Below are 26,150 nucleotides of genomic sequence, written 5' to 3' on the forward strand. Positions count from 1 at the left end.
CAAGTCCAACTGGTGCAAGTTTCGCACTCACAATTGTTTCCTCACGATGATCAACGATTGTTATACCATTCTTCATCCCTTCAAAGGATACGTCGTTTCCTTCAAGCGAGTTCTTTTCTATGTTATATGATTTATACGGATCTAATAAAACAACTTCCTTTTCAGAACCTAGAATAACTTGTTTATTACCTAACATAGAAGCTGATTTATTATAATCCGACACTTTTATAACTTGTACATTACCATTCCCTATTAAATATCCTGTTAATATTTGTTCTCCCTCAATCTTTCCTTGCATAGAGAGCATAGCTACAGACGTTTCATTTTTGATTCCTAACTCATGTTTTTGAATTTCTTTTCTAACTTTCTTATCTAACTCCTTTCCAGTTGTTACATACTCATAACTAACTGGATTCATTAATGTCGCCGTTTTCTTCGCCCCATAATACATACTAGAACTAATTCCAATTGTACATAGTGTCACTGCACTTAATAAAGATAATAGCGCAAGCATCTTTACGTTTCCTTTTATTCTGAAGAACAATGAAGAAATCGATAAAATGTTCGTTCCATTCCAATATTTCGTTTTATCTCCCTTTATTTTATGGAGTGATTTCACTGTATACTGCTCGAATAGTAAAAACGTACCTTTTACAATACACCCAAAAATAAGTAGACCTGTAATAAAGATTGCTCCAAATCCAAAAGCTTGTGTGAGTAACGCAATTATATAACCTGTAATTAATAAAACAATCGCTCGTTTTGCCTTCTTACTTGAATACGTAGGTGCTTCTTCTTTCTGATTGTCACCGTACAATAATTCAACTAAACGATGCTCATAAATTAACTTTTTACTTTTCCATGATGCAATAAAGAAAATCGCACCTATCGCTATAAGGACTTCTACTATAGATAAAAATGAAATCGTAAATGTAAAAGTAAACGCACTTCCCATTAACTTCACAAGAAGCCCTGCACATATATTCGCTATAAATAAACCAGAAATAATACCTAATACACTTGCCGCAGCACCAACTAATAATGTTTCATAAAAGAGTAACTTAGCAATTTCCTCTTTACGAATTCCTAATAAACTGTATAACGCAATTTCTTTTTTCTTCTTTCGCAAAAAGAAGCTATTACAATAAAAAATAAATATCGTTAAAAAGATAATCAACAAAATTTGTGCAAACGTAAATGTCGTTTCCACTTTATCCGATTCTTTCAAAAGCGCTACTACACTTTCATTTCGTTTAATCGATACGAATGTAAAATAAATAATAATGCTGCCCACTAATGAAATAAAGTATAGAAAATAATCTTTCACATTTCGTTTTATACTACGTTTTGATACTTCTAAAAAATCCATCGTATACCTTCACCCGCTCTCGCATTTCTCTATACATGAAGTGTATACGAAATTACATTTCTTCCCCATCGATTTTCATTACATCTCTCTTACGATATTGTAATATAACAAAATAAAAAAGAACCTAGTCTCCTAGGCTCTTCACATCGTATGTTTAAATGTAAACAACTCTTCTTTCGACTGCACAGCAGGTTGTTCCTCTTCTACATTTGTTTTCTTTATCTCTCCACCTAACCTCACTTTCATCATCGCTTCTTCTATACTTTTTACAATCATATTTCCCGAAAAGATAGTAAGTCCAAAAAATGTAATTGGAACGAGGGGAATCCATGGATGCACTGTTAAAGATCGAAAGTATACCCCAATTAACCCTGACCATTCATGTGTGTAAGAATCTATTTCTTTTATCCCTCGAATCGGTCCACCAAACTGAACCGTCCCTCCAAAAAACACCTCAAGTAACCCTAAATGAAGTAAAATGGTCAAGGTTTGAGTAAACTGTTGAAGAAATACGAGTATAAACGTCATATAGAGATGTGGAAAAATATGCTTTATCACTACGTGTCTTCTTGATCCGCCTAATATGCGCGCAGCATCAATAAATTCTTCCGTTCTCAATTTACGAACTTCCTTCGCAACATACAGTGCAATAACTGGCATCACAAGCATTACAAGTAATACAACTTGAAACGAAGCCCTTTCAAAAAAAGTTGTTGTTTCCTCTCCACTTCCAAATAGATTCACAGATTGAAGAAAGAAATACGCAATCATAACTGTCGGAATAACTGTAAAACTATCAAAAAAAGACTCAATCTTAGAAAACCCTCTTTTTACATACGTTCCGAGTACAACACCGAAAAACACACCTATTACCATTCTAAGTGCCGCAATTAAAATAGATATACCAATCGTCCACTTCGCGCCTTCAATGACTAAATGTAAAAGGTCATATCCTTTCCGGTCTGTCCCGAGTAAAAATTGTAATGAAGGTGAAAACGGTGGTACTTCTGGATTTCCAGCCGCATCATATTGCAATGTAACTTTTTTAATCTGTCCATCATTCCATATCGTATTTCCGATGCTCAAAAGAACTAATATGAGAAGAAACCCAATGCTTATCCAAAATCTTTTATCGCGTTTTATATACGTCCACATATTATAGCCTCTCCTTCATCGCAGCTGGAATGAGATAATGAAACAATTTAAATAAAATAAAAATTGGAATATAAATAAGCAGTACACTAACAATGAAAACCTCAACCCTAATACCCTCATACGATTTCAAAAACATAAAAATACCACCCGTATTAAAAATCCATTCGATAATATATAAATTAGATAACATAAAAAAGATATTCGTTTTCGCAAAGAAAAGTGTACTAAGCAACACATTTCGTAAAATATGACGATTTAAAATATGAAAGCGACCGAGCCCTTTCGCCTTAGCAAATAGTACATAATCTTTTTCTAGCTCATTTTCAAAACGAAGCACTAACATTTTTACAAACAGAATCGTAGTCGGTATACTCAAACAAAATATTGGCAATCCTCTAATCGACTCGCCTCCAATTGCCGCAATTTGAAAAGGTAAAAAACCTGTTTGTTTAAAAAACCATATAACTAAAATTTGTGATCCTAAAATAAGAAGAATGTCTGGAATGGATTCTAGGAAGATGAGAAATGATTTAATGCGATGTTGTATACGCGGTGAACTACTCATAATCACATAAACAATACAAAATGCTACAAATAATGAAATGAAAAAAGCTGCTAAAAATATAACAATCGTTTCTTTATAATGGACAAACAACTGTGGAAATAAAAATTTATCTCCCACATATTTAAAATTGGAGATGTCCATTAAATTCACAAATATTCCCTTTAAACTCTTTATGTACGTTGATGCACGCAGCTCAAATCCATTAAATAACTTCGGCAGTGCCCCTAAACAAATAATACCCAAAATCGAAATAATAAATTGAATCGTCACTTCCATCCCATTCAGAAAAACTTTTTTGACCACGTTTTCCCTTCTCTCTATATGTAATCTACCCCCTAATTTTATTCTTAATTTTCTGAATTGTAAATATTTATAAAATAAAAAATCACTAGGTTATGATCCTAGTGATTCTTTATGCGCATGCCCTTCTCTTTTCGCAAACGGCATATACAAAATAAAACATCCCGTAAGCGCAGCTATTTCTAATGAAATAATATAGTAAGGATGCGGCCCTAACATATCGAGTAATGAAGCAGTTTCCGGCTTACGAGCTAAAAACATATAATTACCGCCTGTTTTGTAATTCACAAACGAAACAATTGGAATCAATATATTTAAAAATATCATCGTACGCTTAATAGATTGTAATGTCGGACGATATCCTTCCACCCATGTCATAAAGAGTGGTGCCCAAATGAGTAATACATGTGCAATGAAGAATTCTATAAAGCGAAAATGTGGAAAAGCATATTGCACGTTTGGCGTTAAAATGGCTTGTGATGCACCAATAATTCCTGTAAAAAACACAATCTCATATAATCGATAACTTTTCGTTACAATCATAATCGATGCTAACAATAAACTAATCGTACATAACTCAAATGGTAATGAGGTGGCTAGATCAAAGATCCCCGCTTTCCATTCCCACATATGGAGTCCAATTTCACTTCCAATAAATAAAAATGCAATCGCATATCGAACCGTTATATTCCACTCACTTTGCCGTAATACATCTTGGTATTGATACAGAAAAAATATCCCCAACAACATAATAAATAATATAAGGACGTGTTGCCTTGAGTATGGAATAAATGGTTTTAATGGATGCGCACTAAAATAAGCTTCCATCTTCCCTCCTCCTCTCTTTCATACAATATTATTGTAAGAAAGAAACGACGAGTCAATTCATTTGCTTACACTAGGACAAGCTCTACCTTACATTTACATATTCATACCTTACAAAACTGTAAGGTTATTGTAAGCTAAAACGATTTGTCAGATTCTTCACCTCTTTTATACTTAATGTAGATACTAAAACGAACGAAAAGGTGATAAATAGATGAAGAAGAAAAATAAAGTGTTAATTACTAGTGTAGTAGCAATCGGAATTGCAGCTGGATCATACTTTGCATTTGCTGGAGGCAGTTCAGAAGTAGCAATGGCATATAGCGGTTATAAAGTTACGGAAAAACAAATTGAAAACGCACAAAAATTTGGTGGCGAAGTTATTCCAAACGGAATTGAAACTATTTCATTCGATCCAACAAAAGGAACATATGAATTAGCTGTTAAAAAAGGCGATGAAGTGAAAAAAGGTCAGCTTCTGTTTAAATACAATGACCCTACTGCTAAACAAGGTGTAACAGAAGCAGAAATGCAAAAGAAAATCGCACAAAAAGAAGTAACGTTGTTCCAAAAACAAATTGATGCAGCGAAACAAAAATTACAAAAAGATAAAAATGCAGGCCTTCCTGCTGAAGCATTAAAAGCAGCAGAAGTTGAAGTGCAACAATTAGAATCACAAATTGAAATGAAAAAGTTTGAAGTTGAAAAAGCTGATGAAATGATTAAAGCAGCAAAAGAGAAAGTAAACACACTTTCTGTAACAAGCCCTGCTGATGGCGTAATTGATGATATCGTAAAAACTGCTGACGAAAAAACAGGTATGAGCGGAATTACTCTTCGTCACGCTGGTCAATTTAAAGTAAAAGGTCAACTTTCTGAATATGAGCTTGCTAGTATGAAAGTTGGGCAAGAAGTAACTGTTTCATCAAAAACAGTCGCTGGTAAGACTTGGACAGGAAAAGTAACGGAAATCGGTTCTACACCATTAAAGAGCATGGACGAAAATAAAACTGTTTCTAACTATCAATTCACTGTCACATTAGATAATAGTGAAGAATTACAAAACGGCTTCCACGTTTACGTAACAAGTAAATCTGGCGAAGCAACTGGTACAATTGTTCCGAAAAGCAGCATCGTGAAAAAAGGTGACAAAAATGTTGTCTTCGTTGTAAAAGATGGTAAAGCGAAAGAACAAGCGGTTACTGTTGAATTCGAGACAGATAGCGAAGCAAAAGTTTCTGGAGTGAAAAAAGGAGAGCAAATTATCTCTAAACCTGAAAAAGACTTAAAAGATGGTATGGAGGTTGTCGTTGAATGATTAACTTAAAAGGCATCACGAAATCCTTCCAAAATGGTGCAGAGTCCGTTCAAATATTACACGGAATTGACGTAACACTGAACCAAGGAGAATTTACTTCTATTATGGGACCATCTGGTTCTGGTAAATCAACTTTAATGAACATTATCGGTTGCTTAGATAAACCAACGACAGGTACGTATGAATTAGCCGGACAAAATATTTCAAACATGTCTGAAACCGAACTTGCACACGTTCGTAATAAAGAGATCGGGTTCATATTTCAAAACTTCATGTTATTACCGAGACTTACAGCACTTCAAAATGTTGAATTGCCTCTTATTTACGCTGGAGTTGATAAAAAAGAAAGACGTGAGCGCTCATTAGCAGCTTTAACAAAAGTAGGTTTAGCTGATCGTGCTACTCACTTACCGAACGAATTGTCAGGTGGACAAAAGCAGCGTGTCGCAGTCGCACGTGCAATTGTAAATAACCCAAAATTCATTTTAGCCGATGAACCGACGGGTGCACTTGATACGAAAACAAGTACACAAATTATGGACCTCTTTTACGAATTAAACAAACAAGGCTCAACAATCATTATGATTACCCACGATCGTGAAATCGGGGAAGCGGCAGCACGTCAAATTGTAATTCGTGACGGAAATATCGTCCAAGATTGGAGAGGTTAATTTTGAACACGAGTGAAAATATACGCATGGCCCTTTCCTCTATCTTTGCCCATAAAATGCGTTCTATATTAACAATGCTAGGTATTATTATTGGTATTAGCGCCATTATTACTATCATTTCAATGGGTGATGGTACAAATGCAAAGTTTAAAAAAGAGTTAGGCCAAGGAAAAGATACGGAAGTAACGATTTACTACAACAACCCTGATTATGGAACTGATAGTGCCAAAATTACAGCTGATATGTTAAAACGTCTTCAAACTGTGCCAGGCGTTAAAGATGTTTATCCAGATGTAAGTATGAAAGTAAAAGCATCTTCTGGTTCAAAGGATGTCTCTCTTAATTTAAAAGGTGGAACAGGCGCCTTCATGACAGATGCGAAAATAAAATTAGTTCACGGTCGTGAATTAAATGATAGTGAATTAAAGCAAGCAATCCCTGCTGTTATATTAAATGAAGAAGCTTTCAATAAATTATTTAATGGCTGGGAATCAAATTTATACACTGACATAAAAGGAAAGCCATATAAAGTAGTCGGTGTGTATGAAACGAAAAATGATTTCGGAATGGCTATGTCAGAAGGTTATACATCACTTGAAAACGCTCCTGTAATCTCAGGAGTAACTGAGTATGACTCTGTAAGATTAATATTAACTTCACCAGCAGAACGTAAAAGTGTAGAAAAACAAGCCGCTTCTGTTCTAAACGAAATGAAAGCTCCTAAATTTGAGCATAAATTCGAAGCTCAAGATATGGGTGAATTTACGAAGCAACTAGATGAATCAATCGGTATGATGAAAATGGTATTCGGTGGTATCGCTGCTATCTCCTTACTTGTTGGTGGTATCGGTGTAATGAACATCATGCTTGTATCTGTAACAGAACGTACACGTGAGATTGGTATTCGTAAAGCACTTGGTGCAACACGCGGTAAAGTATTAACGCAATTCTTAATCGAATCGTGTATTTTAACGGGACTCGGTGGTTTCATCGGATTCATGCTTGGTATCTTCTTCGCTTGGATCGTCTCAATCTTTGCTGGATGGCCACTCGTTATCTCAAAAGAACTTGGACTTCTTTCAGTAGGTATTTCAATGCTAATCGGTATTGCATTCGGACTACTACCAGCTAACAAAGCTGCAAAACTTGATCCAATTGAATGTTTACGATATGAATAAATAAAAAACGTAGGAGTGTAAACTCCTACGTTTTTTATTTTATTGAAAGCAAATTCAATTTTATCGCTGTTTTATTAAAAATCTGCGTCTCTAACTTCTACTATATAACTCTGAAGCAATTCGCGAACTAATTCATAACAATATCGTCCCTTTAAATCATGTTTCTTCTATTATATATGTTTCATGTTGCGATTACCTTTTTATCCTTGCAGCTTCCATTTCACATTACAACTATCCTGCAATCCTATTATTGCAAAAATACTATGTAATAACACAAATTCAAGGCGTAATTTTTTCCATACTACAACTTATTTTGTAACAATTATATCTCTATTTTATTAAAATTCACCCTATATATATGACTCCACACGCAAAAATATTATATTTTTATAACCATGTTGCGATTCAAACAGTTAAATACCCCCATTTTGTAATACCACCGAAACATTTAGGTAATATTACTGATACATTATTAATCTATCAGTAATTAAAATAGTGTTGATTTTATGAATCATATGTTATAATCCCCCGAAAACCGCAAAGAAAACGCTATCAGGATATTAATGGAATTATTACGGAATATTAACGCCTCATTACGAATGCTTTGTAGTTTTGTGTTTTCCGCAAATAAGAAAATAATGGTTGCTATAATGAGGTCAACGAAAAACAAATGCAATGGAGGCTATTATGAAAAAATTTATGGGTATAGCAACAGCAGCGGTTTTTGGTCTTGGGATTTTCACAACATCTGCTAAAGCAGAAACGATTGTAACAACTGATGTACTAAATGTACGAGAAAACCCAACTACTGAATCAAAAGTTGTCGGAAAGTTATTAGATGGATATAAAGTTAACGTTTTACATACAGAAAACGGATGGTCAAAAGTTCAATTAAATAGTGGTAAAGAAGCTTTCATAAGCGCTGACTACACTAAAGATACTTACTACGTAACAGCAAACGTATTAAACGTACGTGCTGGAGCAAATACAGATTCAGCGATTCTTGGTAAATTGAAAAAAGATGATGTAATCGAAACAACACACCAAGTACAAAATGATTGGATTCAATTTGAATATAACGGCCAAACAGCTTATGTACACGTTCCTTACTTAACAGGGAAAGCGCCAGTTAAAGTTCAGCCAGTAGTTAAAGCTGAAAAAGTAACTAACGTTCAAGATACAACTAAAGTTCGTGAAGCAGTTAAAGCCGGGGAATTAGCTGAAACTCAAGCAAAGGCTAAAGCTCAAGAAGCAACTAAAGCTCGCGAAGCAGCTGAAGCTCAAGCAGATGCTAAAGCTCAAGAAGCGGCTAAAGCTCGTGAAGCAGCTAAGGCTCAAGAAGCAGCTAAAGCTCAGGCAGAAGCTGAAGCTCAAGCAGATGCTAAAGCTCAAGAAGCGGCTAAAGCTCGTGAAGCAGCTAATGCTCAAGCAGATGCTGAAGCTCAAGCAGCGGCTAAAGCTCAAGAAGCAGCTAAAGCTCGTGAAGCGGCTAAAGCTCAAGCAGATGCTGAAGCTCGTGAAGCAGCTAAGGCTCAAGAAGCAGCTGAAGCTCGTGAAGCGGCTAAAGCTCAAGAGGCAGCTAAAGCTCGTGAAGCGGCTAAAGCTCAAAAACCAGCTACACAACAACCTGTTGCAAAAGAAACTGAAACAAGTGCACCATCTTCTTCTCGTGAGTTAAGAGTTGAAGCAACAGCTTACACAGCAGATCCACTTGAAAATGGTTACAAAGCAGGCGACCAAGTAAAATCAGCTATGGGTCATAACTTAACAGCTAATCCAAACATGAAACTAATTGCAGTTGATCCAAGTGTCATTCCATTAGGTTCAAAAGTATGGGTTGAAGGTTACGGAGTAGCAATCGCTGGTGATACTGGTGGAGCTATTAAAGGAAATAAAATCGACGTTTTAATGCCAGACAAAGGTTCATCAAGTAGCTGGGGACGCCAAACAGTTACAGTGAAAATTTTAAACTAAATCATAAAAAAAGAGTTAGTCTCTACTTTGAGGCTGACTCTTTTTTTATGATTCTTACATTCTTTCTTTCTCTTGAAAGTACGAAATAGAGTCTCGAAGCCACTTTCTCTCTGACATAAATAAATTTCCTCGTTTGTTATATACTTTATCAAGCGTCTTCAAAACCTCTTCTTGATCAGCGAACTGATGTAAGAAGCGAAGAGCAATAATGATCTCTGATTCATCAATAGGCTCTACTTCATTTTTACGTCTTCTGGCAACAACCTTATTCACACGTTCACAAATTGGCTTAATCGCCATTTCATCTCCATATGTATAAATAGCTCGAATGGCCTCATATTTCACCATGACATTTCTATCAGCTAAAGCATCAATATAAACTATTTGTAAGTCTGTTTTTCCGATTTCCGCTAAAGTCTCAATAGCCGCTGAACGAATATAAGCACTATCGCAGTGTAAAAGTTTCGTTAAAAGTAGAATTGATCGCTTTGTTCCAATCTCATATAAAGTAGCACATATATTTACAACATCATCTCGCTTCTCTTCCACTGTAAGTAACTTCAATAAAGCATCTTCTGCTTCCAACGATTTACATAACTTTAAAGCGATGACAGCAGAATAACGAACTCCACTATTTTTATGATATATGTAAGGAATAATTTTATGTGCATTGCTTGCTTCAGATAATTTACTTAAATCTATGAGCAGACTATCTAACACCACCCTGCTTTCTTCACTTTCTAACCGATCTATCAAATAATCTGCAATATACATCTCTTTAGTATTTATTGCAAGTTGTGTAATTAAAAAATATAGATTTGTTTTTATATGTGCTTTTCTTGCTTTCGTTACTTTCTCTTGTAAACAAGAAAAAAGCGATAAATCATTTAACCATCTCGCCTCTTCATATGCACATTGTCGAATACCTGCTTCCTCATCACCCATCCGCCTTAATAAATCATCTATATACTCTTCCATCTCCTTCTCTCCCGTCCAAATTAAATCTATCTCTTTGCATTCTATATACGATAGACTACTATTTCAACAGAAAAAAGAGGATGCCGTAGCATCCCCTCCTATCTTCCCTATTCCACACAAGTAAACTGCGTCCAAGCCCCTACATAATCTAGTAAGAACAACTCCTCTTCAGCAATTGTACCGACAATATTTTTCCGTTCATCTATCGGCATTTCTTTCAAGATGATTTGTAGTTCACCTTTATACTTACCAAATGAGTTGTTACCAATTACAACTTGACCTCTTTCCTGTAGTACACTTTCTCGAATTGGGAAATCGGCGTCTTTATACTTTTTACGTACTTCTGTAGAACGTACCATATACTCCGTTATGTCGCCGCGTCTTACGTGTAATTCTTGTAGTGTCGCTCTCTTCTCTACTTCAGTCGCTTCGTCTACAAATTGTACCTTTAGCTGTAACATGTAACGATTTAAGTTTCCTAGTTTCTCTAACTCTTCTTCACTCGCATAAGCATTTCCGATAATGACATCATCAATAAGCCCTGTCGCCCATAAATGTTTCGCTTGTACTTCAATTGGTAAATTACGATGTTGTTCCAGCGTACATAATCCGTCATTAATATCCCATGGACCAATGTTAGCAGCATGTGATGTAATAAATGCTGCACTGCGAATACCATGCTTTTTAAAACGTTCACTACAGCGAATGAAATAATCATACGGAAGACCAGTGAATTTTTGCGGATAAAAATTATGGCAACCAATTAAAGCCGCTTTATTCGCTTGATGCGAAAGGATATTTTCTAAATAGGCAATATCATTACTTACGTTTAGCTCAATTTTTAAACCGTACGGGTTGTTCGTCATTTTCGCTTCTGTTAATCCGTCAAATCCTACATCTAAACGAATACCATCTGCACCTAACTCTGCAAAGAATGATAGATCACTATAGCTAATACCAAGCTGATCAAACACAGCTGGTGCTACATCTAAAATGACTTCCATATTGTACTCTTTTGCATGATTAATAATTTCTTTAAATTCTGCTACAATTTCCTCTTTTGGACGATTCACAGACAGTAAACAAGTGAATATTCTTGAAAAGCCGTGACGTGCCGCTGCTGAAATATATGCCATATCTTTTTCTTTCGTTGAATGCTCTGGATAAAGAGAAATTCCTAATTTACGCTCCATGCTTTTGCATCTCCTTCACACGTTGTATTAATGCCATGCTTGTAAATCTATATTTTGCAGATAAACATGTCGCACATAAAATTGTCGGTACAATAATTACGTACGGCGAGTGTATACCTAACATTACATATGCACCCATTGAACAACCGATAAATAAAACTGAAACTAGTAATAACACTAATAAAGATTTACTTTGCACCCATTTCGAATAATGAGCAATGCATTGTCCGACCACGAATGTAATTAAGATGATAATTGCTCCGAGCATTCTGTTTTCTCCTCTCCTGCTAATTGTTGCTTCTCATACATTTTGAAGAATGGATAGTAAATAACGAATGAGATAACAAAGTTAACAAGTACAAGTACACCAGCCATAATTGTCCAGTCCGTACTAATAATAGCTGCAATTGGTGCTAACATCGTAAACGGCAGCTTCGCCATCATCATCGGAATCATACCTGAAACAACTGCGAAGTATGATACCGTCGTTGTAACTAACGGTGTAATAACGAATGGAATAATTAATATCGGGTTCATTACAATTGGTGCCCCGAAAATAATTGGTTCGTTAATATTGAATAATCCTGGTACGAATGATAATCTACCTAACTCTTTTAAGAACTTAGATTTAGAGAACATAAACATAATTACTAAAGCTAACGTTGAGCCTGATCCACCGATCCATACGAACCATTGAATAAATTGCTCTGTAAATAAGTTTGGTAACTGATGTGCATTTCCTGTAGCCGTGAATACTTCCATATTTTCAAGAATTGCTGAATCCCACATCGGACGAATGATTGGTCCTAAAATCGCTGGGCCATGTATACCGAACGACCAGAAGAACACGATTAAGAATACTGTTAATAAACCGCCGAATAAATTATTTCCTACTAATACTGATTTTAATGGTGCGATTAAATATGTGATTGTTGTGTTTACATCAAATTTCAAACCGTAACGAATACCCCAGAATAAAAGAATAACTACTAGAGTTGGAATTAATGCTGCAAACGAGTTTGCAACTGCTGGTGGTACACTATCTGGTAATTTAATCGAGATATTATGCTTAATCATAAAGTGATAAATTTCTACTGCAATTAATGCTGTAACAATTGCTCCGAATAAAGAAGTTGCACTTAATGTTCCTACTGAAATATATCTACCTGCATCAATAACACCTGGTACAGCTTTTGTTATTTGAATTGGTTCAACTGATGCTAGTAAAAAGGCGAGTACAGATAATAATCCTGCACTTAATTGATTGAGCTGATAAAAGTTCGCGAGTGAAGCCCCTACCCCAAACGCTGCGTATAACGCCATTAAGCCTACTGTAAATCGGAATGGAATATCTAAAATATGACGAAACGGTGCAATCCATTCCATATATGCATCAATTGGTAAATTTAAAAAGATAACGAAAAATGATCCGACAATCGTTAACGGTAACGTAGAAATAACTCCGTTTCGAATTGCTAATAAATGTCGTTGCCCCGCAATCTTTTGCGTTGTCGGCATAATCTTCTGTTCCATAAAACTCATAAAACCATTCATCGATAACCCTCCCTATGTTCAATGTGGCGAAATTAAAAAGTTATAACATTATAATGTTTATATTTAAAAAAATATAATTACGCTAAAACTAATTGTTCTGCTTGCTTAAGTACTTTCAAACCATCACACATGCCATAATCTCGTTGTTCTATAATTGCAACTGGTATATCGTATGATTTCGCAAGAAACTCTACTGCTGGAAACAAATACTTCACCTGTGGTCCAATTAAAACAACATCAGCATTTTTTATTTCCAGTTTCACAAGTTCTGAATCGATTGCTTTAATTTTATAATCCTTCCCTTGTTTCTTTGCCTCTTCTTGCATTTTTCTTACAACCATACTCGTTGACATACCTGCCGCGCAACATAATAAAATGTACATATTACACTGTCACTTTCTCTTCCACTCGTTTATGAAGAGTGATAAATTCCTCAGCAAGTTCTTTCACTGTAATAGCATTCATTAAATGATCTTGTGCATGCACTAATAATAAACTTATTTCTGAATGATTGCCTCTTGCTTCTTCTTGAATTAAATCCGTTTGAATACGATGAGCTGATGATATTTCCTCACTAGCAAGTTCCATCTTTTCATTCGCATTCTCAAAATCTCCTTGTCTTGCAAAAGCGATTGCTTCAAGTGCCGCGCTTCTCGCGTTGCCACCATGTAAAATTAACGCAAATGGAGTTTGCATATCAGTCATTTAAAATTCCCCCCAAGCTATGTTTTTTCTATATTTTTATCTTATTATGAAAACGCATACAATTAAACATAAAAAACTTCCGTTGTGTAACGGAAGTTTTTATATACTTTTCTTATAAAGATAATAATATCTCTTGGAATTCTGCAATTACTTCAGCCTGAGTTAATTTCTCTATCGTATTTTGACTAGACATAATATCGTATAAAAAATCATAAAGCTTTTGTAAATCTTCATTATTATTGCGCTTTACACTAAATAAAATAATAACTTGTACTTTCTTATCTCCCCAGTCAACTGCTTTATTAAGTGTACAAAACATCAAAAATGTTTTCTCACTTAATAACTGCATCGGATGCGGAATCGCAACTAAATTTCCAACCGCTGTCGGAGATGTATTCTCTCTTTCCATAACAGAAGCATAAAAGTTTGCAGGTACATAACCTTTCAAAGCAGCTTTCTCACATAAAAACTGAATAACCTCTTCTTTTGTAGAGGCACTACGATTTAAGAAGATCAAGTCTTCCTTAATATATTGCTGCACACTAGTATTCACATGCGTAAATAACTGCTGACCAATCGATTTAATCTCTTTATCATCAAATATTGAATTCACTTTTATAACTGGCACAGGCAAACCACTCGGTATATGAATCGTACTGATAATACAATCTATTTTATCTTTGTACAGTTCTTCTACCTTCAATTGATAATAGCCTGTAATTCCTACAATCTCTAATTTATCTCGGAACTGTGATAGAATTTTATATTTTAATAGCTGTGCACTCCCTTGGCCAGTCGCACAAACTAATAAGCATCTTTTCTTTTGATTCTTTTCTTGCAAACGACTCATCGCTCCACCGAAGTGAATAGCAATATAACCAATTTCACTTTCTGGAATCGAGTCACCTGTATACTCACCAATTATATCTCCAACGAGAACTGCAATTTCAAATGCATATGGATAATTCTTTTTCACTTCTGCCAAAAGAGGATTTCTCGTATTTAATTTATATTTCAAACGGTTTAATAACGTTTTTAAATGAACACCCAATCCAAATAATAATTCTTCATCATAATAAAAAATAAGATTCCGTTCTTCCGCTACTTTAAAAAGAATATGTTGCATGAATGCATATATCTCTTTTCCTAATAGCTCTTCTACATTTTCATAGCGATCTTTCGCTGTAACAGCAGTACTTAATAAATGCATCGTCACATATAAAACTTCTTCTTCTGGAAATTGAAGTTCCAGCTCTTCCTCTAAATTCCCTAAAATCTGTTTCGCAATTTTATATTCTTTCTTTATTATAAGTTCAGATTCCTCCACATGCAGTGCTTGAATGTAATGACTATCCCTACATCTCTTTAACGCAATTGCAATATGAATTGATAAATTATCAATCCCTATATCTGATAAATATATCGTTCCTCCCTCGATGTATTTTAGTATAACTGAGCGGATGAGAGAAATATGAGGTAACGATAAATATGTGTCAGTCTGCTCAAATTGCTCATGAAACGGGGTATGGTCATAACGTGGTAAACCATATTGTGATAAACAAGAACGAATATTAAATTCCTCTCCCACAATACGTATACCATAATATGGTCTTTTTTCAATTTGTAACTCATAACGACTACAAATATCCGTAACATCTTTCATAATTAAATTTACAGTTGATTTACTCACATAGATCTCTTCCGCTAATTGCGAAAGCTTCACATACTCATCTGTCGTTAAAATACGTTGTAAAATATACGCTACTCTTTCTTCATAAGAAGTTGGGATCTTTTCCACCTGTTTTTGAAATAGACTCACGCAAAGCTCTTCAAATTTCTTCGTTTGTATAATTTCTAATTCGTACCCAGTCCCTCTTTGCGATTCGATTTTCGCTCCGTTTTCTTCTAATATATCATTTAATAATTTTATATCCTTTTGAATCGTCTTCGTTGATACATGTAAACGGCTCGCTAAAAAAGCTCGATTTAACATCGATTTCTCTTCTAAAAACTCCTCTAAAATAGAAATTAATCGCTGATGCACTTTTGTCATAGCTCTTCCTCTCGCTCTTTATATAAAAGGGAAAAAGCCACTGAAATCAGTAGTTTTTTCCCTTTTATCCCCGATTAATGAAGGCTAATAATCAGTGGGATGAACTACATTCCCACTGATTAAAGCTTCACTTTATCCCGTTCTCATTATTTCTTTAGTGTAAATCCAAATTTATCCCAAGCTTGTAAATAATCTAATAAGAAAATTTCTTCCTCTACAATTCGGCCAACTACATTTGTTTTTCCTGTATTCACCATATCTTTTAAAGCAATTTGTAATTCACCTTTATATTGACCATACTGTTCATTATCAATTAAAAGATCACCACGCTTAATTTCGCGAGTATTATGCGGTTTGAACTCTTCTTTTTTATATTTCACACGACTTTGTGTAGAGCGAATCATATATTCAGATACATCTCCGCGATAAAAATGTGGTTCGTCTAACACAATAATTCTTTCTAATTCTGTTGTTGTATCATATAGTCCTATATCAAATGTTTGTTTCTCTTTATTTAATGCACCTAGTGCTTGTAATTCTTCTTCCGAAGCATAAGCGTTCGCAATAATAACATCATCAATTAATTCTGTCGCAAATAGATGCTTCGCTTGTGTTGTCATCGGTAATTCACGGTGCTGCTCTAACGTACATAAGCCTTCCGTTACTGGCCAAGGCCCATATGTTGCATCGAATGATGAAATAAAAGCAGCGGTTCTCATACCGTAATCTTTAAATTGTTTCGAGCATTTAATGAAATGATCGTATGATAATCCTGAATAACGGTGTGGATAGAAATTATGACAGCCAATTAAATTTTCACGATTTGGTCTATGACTCATAATGTTATCTACATACTTCGTACCGTTACTCATATTAATCTCAATTTTTAAGCCATATGGATTGTACGTCATAATTGATTCTTCTAAACCTGAGAACCCAACATCTAAACGAATACCATAAGCACCTAGTTCATGGAAGAACGATAAATCATTATACGAAATACCTAGTTGTTCAAACACAGCTGGACTAATATCAACTAATACTTGGAACCCTAATGCATTTGCATGAGAGATCGTTTCCTTAAACTCTTCTATAATTTTCTCTTTTTCGCCATCTACAGATAATAAACATGTGAATACACGTGTAAATCCGTATTTACTTGCTAATGTTACATACTCCTTATCTTTCTCCACTGTCGAATGTTCTGGATAAATAGAAATACCTAATCGTCTCATATGTACACGCCTCTTTCTTCATCATATTGTAAACCTTTTCAAATATGTGCAGTGAAAAAGTATGTATCCCCTTCTCGTCCACCGTCATTTGAATCCGCTTTCTTTAAAGAAAAAACAATTTCTATCATTCATAACAACTACTAGTCTATACATCTATACTTTACATCTTTTTTTCATAGTTGTGTAGCTTTTACACAAATTTGTCAGTTTTTCATCTTAAAAATTGTTATCCGCTTTCAAGACACCTTCCTTGACTGTTATGTTGACCAATACATATACTCGAAAGAACAGAGATAAATTTTATATAGGGGGATGAATATATGGGAGAAGCGATACTCGTAAAACGAAAACCGTTATGGACAAAAGAGTTTGTTGCACTAATTCTAGCAAACTTATGTATGTTTTTAGGGTTTCAAATGTTAATTCCAACTTTACCTGTTTATGTGAAAGAAATTGGTGGCACAAGTTCCAATATCGGATTTGTTGTCGGCATGTTTACCGTTGCGGCACTTTTTGTTAGACCGCTAACTGGAAACGCCTTGCAAAAATTCAATAAAAAAATCATTTTAATGATCGGTACCGCGATTTGTTTACTCGCTATGGGCAGTTATCTTTTCGCTTCAACCGTTTTCCTATTGCTTGCCGTTCGTATTTTACACGGAGCTGGCTTTGGTATTACAACGACTACATATGGAACTGTCGTTTCAGACTTAATTCCGCAAGCTCGCCGCGGTGAAGGCATGGGTTATTTCGGTCTTTCTGGAACTATTGCCATGGCGCTCGGTCCGCTTATCGGACTTTGGCTTATGCAAACATATAACTTCACGATTCTTTTTTTATGCGCACTTTCATGCACAATAGTTTCATTAATATTGACGAAACTACTTCAAATCAAAAAATCGCCGCAACCACCACAGCAAACATCTGGTACCTTTCTCGATGGATTTATTGAGCGCAAAGCTTTACTTCCTTCATTATTAATATTATGTATTACATTAATGTACGGGGGAATTGGGAGCTTTATCACATTATTTGCTACGGAAGTCGGGATTGCTGACATTAGTCTCTTCTTTTTATTTAATGCGCTTGCAATCGCTGTAACCCGCCCGTTTTCTGGAAAATTATATGATGCGAAAGGCCATACATTTGTCATCATTCCAGGAGTTATTATTACGTTTACAGGTATTATCTTGCTGTCGTATACAACTACAATTCCGAGCTTAATTATTGCCGCAGCGTGTTATGGAAGTGGTTTCGGTGCCATTCAACCAGCACTACAAGCGTGGATGATTGACCGAGTAGCACCACACAGACGAGGAGTAGCAACAGCAACATTCTTCTCAGCATTTGATCTTGGAATTGGTGCTGGAGCGATTATTTTTGGATTCATTGCACACTTTACTAACTATGCAACTGTATATCGATATTCCTCTTTATTACTTATTGCTTTCTTGTTCATTTATATTACAAGTATAAGAAAACAAAAGCATGGAGATAAAACTAAAGAAAAAGCTGCTGGATAATTTAGTGGCTTTTTTCAACTCACAATAACCTCATACTAATCAATACACGTTAAACATTCCCCATTTTTCGATGGTATAAAACTACATGCATTTCCCTACATATTTTTTTAACTTTCATCAAAAAATATACGATGAACTCGCAGACGCTTTTTTTCATATGTAATCGAACAATATTATTCTAAAAAGTGTGACTTCTTTACAAAAATACCATTCACAAAAGTTAAAAACCAATAAAATACAGGTGTTTCTTTAAAGATTTGTAAACTTTTCATCCCTTTGTAAATTTAGTGTAAATTTTACTAATAAACCGTTTACAGTGTCTCTAGGTTTAGTTAATAATTACATCGTACATGAAATTTAAGGAGTGGAATGCGTGGAATACAATATTCAAGATATGATCTTCCAGTTCATTGGTGGATTAGGTATTTTCTTATTCGGGATTAAATACATGGGCGATGGACTGCAACAAGCAGCTGGAGATCGTCTTCGCGATATTCTAGATCGTTTTACAACAAACCCTCTTATGGGTGTACTAGCGGGTATGTTAGTTACAGTATTAATTCAATCAAGTTCAGGAACAACCGCTTTAACAGTCGGACTTGTAAGTGCCGGATTTATGACATTAAGACAAGCAATTGGTGTTATTATGGGTGCGAACATCGGAACGACAGTTACTGCATTTATTATCGGGATTAAAATCGGAGAATACGCTCTCCCAATTATGGCAGTTGGGGCGATCTTACTATTCTTCTTTAAAAATAAAAAAGTACATTCTTTAGGTCAAGTAATATTCGGTTTTGGTATGTTATTCTTCGGTTTAGAATTAATGAGCTCAGGTATGAAACCTCTTCGCTCTTTAGAGTCATTCCAAGAGTTAATGGTTAGCATGAGTGACAATCCAATTTTAGGAATTATTGTCGGTACAGTGTTCACTTTAATTGTACAAAGCTCAAGCGCAACAATCGGTATTTTACAAGAACTATTCGGTCAAGGTGCAATCGATTTACAAGCTTCTCTTCCTGTATTGTTCGGTGATAACATCGGTACAACAATTACAGCAGTATTAGCAGCAATCGGTACTTCAATTGCAGCAAGACGTGCAGCATTAGTTCACGTTATCTTTAATATTATCGGTACCATTATCTTTACAATTTTATTAGTACCGTTTACAAGTTTAATCCAGTATTTCCAAACGTCATTAAACTTAAATCCAGAAATGACAATTGCATTTGCACATGGAACATTTAACGTAACAAATACAATCATTCAGTTCCCATTTATTGCAGTATTAGCATGGATTGTAACAAAAATCATTCGTGGTGAAGATTCATCTATTAACTTCAAACCGCAACATTTAAATCCAATCTTTATTGAGCAATCTCCAGCTATCGCTTTAACTGAAGCTCAAAAAGAGATTGTGCGTATGGCTGAATTTTCATTACACGGATTAAAAGAAGCGAATCAATATTTAAATACACAAGACAAAAAGCACGAAAACATGGCTACTCAATTAGAAGGAGCTATTAACAATTTAGATAAAAAAATTACCGAGTATTTAGTGTTACTATCAGAAAAGCCGCTCTCACCTGCAGATTCTGAAAAACATTCCGTTTTAGCTGGTGTTGTTGGAGATATTGAACGTGTCGGTGATCATGTAGAAAACCTTGTAGAACTTGTAGATTTCCAAATTTCAAACCGCGTTTCACTATCAGATGAAGCACTAGCTGAACTAAATGAAATGCTTGAATTAACAATTTCGACATTACAAGACGCAGTCGAAGCTTTAACAAACTTCGATACTGAATTAGCTCAAACAGTTATTGCGAAAGAACGTAAAATTGACCAAATGGAGCGTGTTCTTCGTAAACGTCACGTATTACGTCTGAACGAACGTAGCTGTTCAGGGGATGCAAGCATCATTTTCGTTGATATGGTAAGTAACTTAGAGCGTATCGGTGATCACGCTGTAAATATTGCTGACGGTGTTTTAGGTGAGCAAGGTAAACTAGCAGTAAAACAATCATTATAATTACAAAAAGAGACGCTAATGTAAGCGTCTCTTTTTTATTTCATATTTACAACCGTTCTTCCTTTTAACTTTCCTTGCAGTATAAGCGCAAACTTCTCATCTAATTTTTCTAATGTACATTCTTCTGTATAAGATAATAGCTCTAAGTTTTTCCAATCGGTCGCTAACAATGCCCACACTTCTCTTCTCATGTCTACTGGACATTGCACTGAATCTATTCCTAAAAGGCTAATACCTCGTAATATGAATGGGTATACCGTTGTATTTAACTCATGTCCCGCTACATTACCACACGTCGTTACACAACCTCCATACTTAACTACCTTTAAAGAACTTTCTAACATGTTCCCACCGGCTGTATCGATAACACCTGCGTATACACTCTTCAACATCGGTTTCCCAGACTTATCATTCAATTCTTCACGATGAATAGCTTTTTTCGCTCCTAGACGTAGCAGCATCTGTTCCTCTTCCATTTTCCCAGTTGATCCTACTACGTTATATCCTAGCTTCGCTAAAATGCTAACTGCTACACTGCCTACTCCGCCCGTAGCACCCGTTACTAAAACATCTCCCATATTAGGCGTAATTCCCGCTCTAATGAGCTTATATACCGATAAGGCAGCTGTAAAACCGGCTGTCCCGTACATCATACTTTCCTTCAAAGACATTCCTTCTGGTAAAGGAACGACCCAAGATGATGGCACGCGAATATATTCTCCGAAACCACCAGAAGTATTCATACCTAAATCATATCCAGTTACAATAACTTGATCGCCTTCTTGAAAGGCGTTATTCTCACTACTAACTACCTCTCCCGCTGCATCTATGCCTGGTGTATGAGGGTATGTTCTCGTTACACCTTTGTTACCAGTAGCTGAAAGGGCATCTTTATAATTTAATGAAGAGTAATGAACCCGTATCAGCACATCTCCTTCAGGTAAAGTATTAATTTCTCTCTCAACAATCTTTCTTTCAAATTGATTATTTTCTCTTTCGTTCACGACAATTGCTCGGAATGATGTATTATTCATTATGCTCTCTCCTTCATCCGTAAAATCTTTCTTTATTATATAAGAAGTACATATACAGCTAATCACATCTTCTTGGCTATATTTCAACAAATCTTACTTCTCTATCACTTTCTCACAATACATATTTTCATTTCTACTAAAACAACTTATACTTATTCTACATCTCAAAAATAAAATATAGAAAATCTGACTTTTTATAAATAAATTGAATTTTTACGAAATGTAAATGATTTGTAATGTTTTTTTTCGCTAAATTTCATTATAATAAGTGGATATGAGTGTCGTATTTCAATCCAAATGAAGGAGTACAAGAAATGGAGCAAAACCCATCTTTACAAGAAAATACACGAACTAAACCGAAAAATAGTAAGAAAAAACAAAAATTATTATAAGCGTTATTCTATTAGTTTTAATAATAGGTGGCGGTTATACATGGTTTTTAGTAAATAAAGCATCTTCTGCTGTTCGAAACGCCGCTCACGATTTAGCACGCGGTGATAAGTCTGATTTACGTGCTAAAGCTGTAAAACCTATTACAAACAATGTATCTGTCTTAATCATGGGTGTTGATGAAAGTGATGTCCGTGGGAAAGAATACGGTGAAGCTATAAGAACGGATGCACTATTACTTGCAACTTTTAATAAAGATAGCAAAACTGTTAAACTATTAAGTATTCCACGTGACACATATACTTATATTCCAGTAGAAAAGAAAAAAGATAAAATTACACACGCTCATGCATTCGGTTCTGCTAAAAACGGAAAAGATGGTGGACCACAAGCAAGTATCGATGCAGTTGAAAAATTAATGAATGTTCCTGTCGATTACTTTGTAAAATTTAACTTTAAATCATTTATAAAAATCGTCGATGACTTAGGCGGTATTGAAGTTGATGTACCAGTTGAATTTACTGAGCAAGATAGCAATGATAATGCTGAGGCCATTCACCTGAAAAAAGGTGTTCAAAAGTTAAATGGCGAAGAGGCTCTTGCTCTTGCTAGAACACGACACATTGATAGTGATGCGATGCGTGGACAACGTCAGCAACTCGTTATTGAAGCAATTTTAAAGAAACTAACAAGCGCTGGGTCTGTAACAAAAGTTGGAAACATCATTGATGATATTAACGGACAATTCGTTACAAACTTAACATTCGATGACATGCTTTCATTCTATAAATATGGATCGGATTCGGAAATTGAGAAATTACAACTTCAAGGTGACGACTGTTACATGGCAAAAGGTGATGATACATGTAGTAAATCTCCTGGTGGTGGCCGAACTTACTACTACAATCCAGATAAAAAAGACTTAGCTAATGTTACAAACGAACTTCGTAGTCACCTTGGGCTACCTGCATATACAAAATCTGACTCTGACTCTGATTCTGATTCGAAAAAACAAATTCAGAGAAAACGAAAGAATCTACATCCGATTCGAAAAAAACAAACTCAGAGAGAACGAAAGAATCTGACTCTGAGGATACAAACAAACATGAATCAAGTAACAATAAACATAATGATAATAGCAGTGAAGATACAGAAAAATCGTCTAATAACAATGAATAAAGTGAAGCAGTGCTCTATGGAGGTAGAGCACTGCTTCTTTTTAATGCTTTCAAAATAAAAAATCAGAACTTTCCAACTATCTTTTTTAATATTTTTAAATTATAATAAATAATAGTAATCTATTCCAATTATCAGGGGGCTCACACATATGAAAGCTGCAGTAAAACATAACATTTCAGATTTTAAAGAGTACTTAAAATCAAACGATATATATATGGAAGAAAATATAGATGAAAATGATGGTTCTGTACATTTCTCAGTAGGACTAGAAACAGAAGCTGGCGCAAAAATTCAACTTATCGCTGCTTTCGACAACGAAAATCCTACTGTGGATATATACTGCTTCAATGTTGCTCACGTACCTGATTCAACAAATGACATTTTACATGTCATCAATGAATTAAACACATCTTACCGATTTGCAAAATTCACGCTAAATAAGCAAAATGCAATTGATATTTCAACATCTCTTGCATTCTCAGAACCAAACTTTAATCCAGCACTTGTCTTTGAACATACGAGAATGCTATATAAATTAGCAAATGACGAATATAAAAACTTAATGAAAGTTATTTGGGCATAAATAAAAGGATGGGCTGCAAGCAGCACCATCCTTCTTTATTCATATCATATCGATCCACATCTTTATAGCGGTGCCTACAATTAAAATAGACAATACATATTGTAAAAATTTTTGATTCACTCTCTTCCCTACTCTCACCCCAAGAGGAGCTGCAAATAAACTTGCTGTCGCAACGATAAGAGCTGGAATAACAACTATTTGTCCAGTAATCACTTTCCCCGTCGTAATCCCTACCGAGGAAATAAACGTAATAGCAATAGATGTTGCTATCGTCGTACGTATTGGTAGTTTTAAAACAACTAGCATAATCGGGACTAAAAGAAATGCACCACCAGCCCCAATAATGCCGGAAACACTTCCTACAATAAACGCTAACATACTTGCTAACCATTTATTATAATTAACTGCTCTGCTATTATTTTTCTTCGGTACAAACATCATAATAGCCGCAATAGTAGCTAGTAATGTGTAAACAATGTTTACAGTATGCTCATTTAATAAATTCGCGCTAAAGCTACCTACAAAGCTTCCTATTAATATACTAGCCCCCATATACACAACTAAAGTTTTATCCATATCATTACTTTTCCTGTACGCCCACGCGCCTGCAAAAGTTGCAAAGAACACTTGAATCGCTGTAATACCACTCACTTCATGTGACGTATAGCCAGTAAATCCTAGCAATACTGGAATGTATAAGATCATCGGATAATTAATGATTGCACCGCCAATTCCAACCATCCCTGATATGAATGACCCTATAAACCCAATAATAAATAGTAGTAATGTTAAACTCATATTGTACCCCTCGCCTTCTAAAAAGAAGGTAATTTAAATAAATAAATTTACATTTCCATCCGAAGCATCTGCTAAATATGCTCCTACCCCAGCAAACTCTACCCCTTCCATAATCTCTTCCTCTTTTAACCCTAATAAATCTACTGTCATTTGACAAGCTACAAGTTTAACTCCTTGTTCTTTCGCTAAATCAATTAAATCCGGCAAAGGCATTGCATTATGTTTTTTCATAATGCCTTTAATCATCTTTGGCCCCATGCCAGCAAAATTCATTTTGGATAATCCCATCTTATCGGCGCCGCGCGGCATCATTTTTCCAAACACTTTCTCTATAAAGGTCTTCTTTACTTTCACATGTTCATCTTTCCTAAGAGCATTTAAACCCCAGAAAGTATGAAAAATAGTCACCTCTTGATCATACGCCGCTGCGCCATTTGCAATAATATAAGCTGCCATCGCTTTATCATAATCTCCACTAAATAAAACAATCGTCGTTTTCTTCTGTTGTTCCATGTTGTTCTCCCTCCAATTACCTATAGGGGTATTTGATTGTCTATAAAAAGGCTCAAATCGTTTATCTTCGTACTATACGACTTTACCTTCCCAAGCTAACATACCACCTACCATATTGATCGCTCGAAAACCGTAGCTCTCTAAAAACTGAACTGCTCTTGCACTTCTTCCTCCTGAGCGACAAACGATAATATATTCCTGATTTTTATTTAGCTCCTGCATACGAAATTCTAATAGTCCTAGCGGAATATTACATGCTTCTAGAATTTTCCCTTCGGCTACTTCTTCTACTTCACGTACATCTACGATATTTACTGCTTCTTTACGTAATAATTTTTCTTCTAATTCTTTTGCAGTCATTTCTTTCATATTTCCCGTCTCCTTCTTAATTACAAGCATTCATACCACCTGAAACATTGATAACGCGCTGAAACCCTAATTTTTTTAATACTTTTGCTGCTTGCTTACTTCTCATCCCGCTCTGACAAATAACGATTATTTCCTTATTTTTATCTAACTGATTTGCCTTACTAGCTAATTCATTTAGCGGGATATTCTGAAATCCTTTCATATGATTTCCTCTATATTCACCTAATGTACGAACATCGATAAATTGTTTCCCCTTTTTCCCCACTATACTCTTTAATTCTTTTCCATTTATATTTTGAACACCTTTCACCGGTAAAAAACGTGAAATAATAAACGATGCAGCAAGTACAATGAAAAGCGTACTTAATATTGTGTTCATATAACTCCCCCTCTACATTTATAAAATTATTTCTTTCTACGCCTTCTTAATCCAAAACTTCAGTACATCGCTTTCTTCTGCATGCTTTACGATGTCATGACCAGTTTTGTTTGCCCACGCTGGAATATCCTTAATTGACCCTTTATCCGTTACATGTACTTCTAACACTTCTCCAGATTGTAAAGTATCCATCGCTCTTTTCGTTCTTACAATCGGCATCGGACATGCTAAACCTTTCGCATCTAATACTTGTTTTACATTCATCATCTATTCCTCCAGT

General features: G+C 35.2%; 24 protein-coding genes and 2 pseudogenes. 8 read left to right on the top strand and 18 right to left on the bottom strand.

Annotated features, from left to right (window positions below; all coding sequences use genetic code 11):
* The 4 genes from CDB3_RS20120 to CDB3_RS20135 all read right to left on the bottom strand — a co-directional run.
* A partial coding sequence (locus CDB3_RS20120; protein ID WP_142263488.1) for an FtsX-like permease family protein occupies window positions 1-1,369 on the bottom strand: 1,369 nt, incomplete at its 3' end.
* A gap of 141 nt (window positions 1,370-1,510) precedes the next feature.
* A complete protein-coding gene (locus CDB3_RS20125) occupies window positions 1,511-2,524 on the bottom strand; it encodes an ABC transporter permease (RefSeq protein ID WP_128855722.1) in 1,014 nt (337 codons plus the stop codon).
* 1 nt (window position 2,525) lies between these two features.
* Complete coding sequence (locus CDB3_RS20130; protein WP_128855723.1) at window positions 2,526-3,392, bottom strand: ABC transporter permease subunit; 867 nt, start codon at window positions 3,390-3,392, stop codon at window positions 2,526-2,528.
* A 90-nt stretch (window positions 3,393-3,482) separates the two neighbouring features.
* Window positions 3,483-4,217 carry a YwaF family protein gene (locus CDB3_RS20135; protein WP_128855724.1) on the bottom strand — a complete coding sequence of 245 codons (735 nt, stop codon included), beginning with the start codon at window positions 4,215-4,217 and terminating at the stop codon, window positions 3,483-3,485.
* 211 nt (window positions 4,218-4,428) lie between these two features.
* On the opposite strand from CDB3_RS20135, the gene CDB3_RS20140 reads away from it, so the two are divergent.
* The 4 genes and pseudogenes from CDB3_RS20140 (at window position 4,429) to entC (ending at window position 9,355) form a co-directional block, all read left to right on the top strand.
* Window positions 4,429-5,532 carry an efflux RND transporter periplasmic adaptor subunit gene (locus CDB3_RS20140; RefSeq protein ID WP_128855725.1) on the top strand — a complete coding sequence of 368 codons (1,104 nt, stop codon included), beginning with the start codon at window positions 4,429-4,431 and terminating at the stop codon, window positions 5,530-5,532.
* The gene (locus CDB3_RS20145; protein WP_016094728.1) at window positions 5,529-6,203 is read left to right on the top strand and encodes an ABC transporter ATP-binding protein; all 675 of its coding nucleotides are present in this window, start codon (window positions 5,529-5,531) and stop codon (window positions 6,201-6,203) included. Before CDB3_RS20140 ends, CDB3_RS20145 begins: the two co-directional genes overlap by 4 nt.
* 26 nt (window positions 6,204-6,229) lie before the next feature.
* A complete protein-coding gene (locus tag CDB3_RS20150) occupies window positions 6,230-7,381 on the top strand; it encodes an ABC transporter permease (RefSeq protein WP_483861149.1) in 1,152 nt (383 codons plus the stop codon).
* A gap of 563 nt (window positions 7,382-7,944) precedes the next feature.
* A pseudogene (gene entC / locus CDB3_RS20155) lies at window positions 7,945-9,355 on the top strand (cell wall-binding protein EntC).
* Between the two features lie 54 nt (window positions 9,356-9,409).
* Here entC and CDB3_RS20160 read toward each other — a convergent pair.
* The 8 genes from CDB3_RS20160 to CDB3_RS20195 form a co-directional block, all read right to left on the bottom strand.
* The gene (locus CDB3_RS20160) at window positions 9,410-10,333 is read right to left on the bottom strand and encodes a HEAT repeat domain-containing protein (protein WP_128855727.1); all 924 of its coding nucleotides are present in this window, start codon (window positions 10,331-10,333) and stop codon (window positions 9,410-9,412) included.
* 107 nt (window positions 10,334-10,440) lie between these two features.
* Window positions 10,441-11,526, bottom strand: coding sequence for a DUF871 domain-containing protein (locus CDB3_RS20165; RefSeq protein WP_128855728.1), 1,086 nt, complete (start codon window positions 11,524-11,526; stop codon window positions 10,441-10,443).
* Complete coding sequence (locus tag CDB3_RS20170; RefSeq protein WP_128855729.1) at window positions 11,516-11,794, bottom strand: hypothetical protein; 279 nt, start codon at window positions 11,792-11,794, stop codon at window positions 11,516-11,518. Before CDB3_RS20170 ends, CDB3_RS20165 begins: the two co-directional genes overlap by 11 nt.
* Window positions 11,770-13,080 (bottom strand): PTS sugar transporter subunit IIC, encoded by a 1,311-nt coding sequence (locus tag CDB3_RS20175; protein WP_071747814.1) that lies wholly within the window; start codon window positions 13,078-13,080, stop codon window positions 11,770-11,772. The genes CDB3_RS20170 and CDB3_RS20175 overlap by 25 nt, the downstream gene beginning before the upstream one ends.
* A 77-nt stretch (window positions 13,081-13,157) precedes the next feature.
* A complete protein-coding gene (locus CDB3_RS20180) occupies window positions 13,158-13,463 on the bottom strand; it encodes a PTS sugar transporter subunit IIB (RefSeq protein WP_128855730.1) in 306 nt (101 codons plus the stop codon).
* Between the two features lies 1 nt (window position 13,464).
* Window positions 13,465-13,785, bottom strand: a complete 321-nt coding sequence (locus tag CDB3_RS20185; protein WP_128855731.1) for a PTS lactose/cellobiose transporter subunit IIA — start codon at window positions 13,783-13,785, stop codon at window positions 13,465-13,467.
* Window positions 13,786-13,897: 112 nt separating this feature from the next.
* A complete protein-coding gene (locus CDB3_RS20190) occupies window positions 13,898-15,838 on the bottom strand; it encodes a BglG family transcription antiterminator (RefSeq protein WP_128855732.1) in 1,941 nt (646 codons plus the stop codon).
* Window positions 15,839-15,984: 146 nt separating this feature from the next.
* Window positions 15,985-17,073 (bottom strand): DUF871 domain-containing protein, encoded by a 1,089-nt coding sequence (locus CDB3_RS20195; protein ID WP_001253369.1) that lies wholly within the window; start codon window positions 17,071-17,073, stop codon window positions 15,985-15,987.
* Window positions 17,074-17,393: 320 nt separating this feature from the next.
* Here CDB3_RS20195 and CDB3_RS20205 point away from each other — a divergent pair, with 320 nt between their 5' ends.
* Together CDB3_RS20205 and CDB3_RS20210 are read left to right on the top strand one after the other, a co-directional pair.
* Window positions 17,394-18,596, top strand: a complete 1,203-nt coding sequence (locus CDB3_RS20205; protein ID WP_128855734.1) for an MFS transporter — start codon at window positions 17,394-17,396, stop codon at window positions 18,594-18,596.
* A gap of 373 nt (window positions 18,597-18,969) precedes the next feature.
* Entirely contained in the window at window positions 18,970-20,625 is a 1,656-nt protein-coding gene (locus tag CDB3_RS20210) for a Na/Pi cotransporter family protein (RefSeq protein WP_128855735.1), read from the top strand.
* Between the two features lie 35 nt (window positions 20,626-20,660).
* On the opposite strand, the gene CDB3_RS20215 is transcribed toward CDB3_RS20210, so the two are convergent.
* The gene (locus CDB3_RS20215) at window positions 20,661-21,659 is read right to left on the bottom strand and encodes a YhdH/YhfP family quinone oxidoreductase (RefSeq protein ID WP_128855736.1); all 999 of its coding nucleotides are present in this window, start codon (window positions 21,657-21,659) and stop codon (window positions 20,661-20,663) included.
* 314 nt (window positions 21,660-21,973) lie between these two features.
* On the opposite strand from CDB3_RS20215, the pseudogene CDB3_RS20220 reads away from it, so the two are divergent.
* A pseudogene (locus CDB3_RS20220) lies at window positions 21,974-23,228 on the top strand (LCP family protein).
* 148 nt (window positions 23,229-23,376) lie between these two features.
* Window positions 23,377-23,811, top strand: a complete 435-nt coding sequence (locus CDB3_RS20225) for a YbjN domain-containing protein (RefSeq protein WP_071747805.1) — start codon at window positions 23,377-23,379, stop codon at window positions 23,809-23,811.
* 39 nt (window positions 23,812-23,850) lie between these two features.
* On the opposite strand, the gene CDB3_RS20230 is transcribed toward CDB3_RS20225, so the two are convergent.
* The 5 genes from CDB3_RS20230 to CDB3_RS20250 all read right to left on the bottom strand — a co-directional run bounded on the left by CDB3_RS20230 (window position 23,851) and on the right by CDB3_RS20250 (window position 26,137).
* Entirely contained in the window at window positions 23,851-24,609 is a 759-nt protein-coding gene (locus tag CDB3_RS20230) for a sulfite exporter TauE/SafE family protein (RefSeq protein ID WP_128855737.1), read from the bottom strand.
* 33 nt (window positions 24,610-24,642) lie between these two features.
* Window positions 24,643-25,122: a DsrE/DsrF/DrsH-like family protein gene (locus CDB3_RS20235; RefSeq protein ID WP_002029908.1), complete on the bottom strand. Its 480-nt coding sequence runs from the start codon at window positions 25,120-25,122 to the stop codon at window positions 24,643-24,645.
* Between the two features lie 72 nt (window positions 25,123-25,194).
* The gene (locus CDB3_RS20240) at window positions 25,195-25,491 is read right to left on the bottom strand and encodes a rhodanese-like domain-containing protein (RefSeq protein ID WP_128855738.1); all 297 of its coding nucleotides are present in this window, start codon (window positions 25,489-25,491) and stop codon (window positions 25,195-25,197) included.
* Between the two features lie 16 nt (window positions 25,492-25,507).
* Entirely contained in the window at window positions 25,508-25,870 is a 363-nt protein-coding gene (locus CDB3_RS20245) for a rhodanese-like domain-containing protein (protein WP_128855739.1), read from the bottom strand.
* 36 nt (window positions 25,871-25,906) lie between these two features.
* A complete protein-coding gene (locus CDB3_RS20250) occupies window positions 25,907-26,137 on the bottom strand; it encodes a sulfurtransferase TusA family protein (RefSeq protein ID WP_071747801.1) in 231 nt (76 codons plus the stop codon).
* Between the last annotated feature and the right edge of the window lie 13 nt (window positions 26,138-26,150).

It is taken from the genome of Bacillus sp. CDB3 (assembly GCF_002081505.1).
Taxonomy (GTDB): domain Bacteria; phylum Bacillota; class Bacilli; order Bacillales; family Bacillaceae_G; genus Bacillus_A; species Bacillus_A cereus_AT.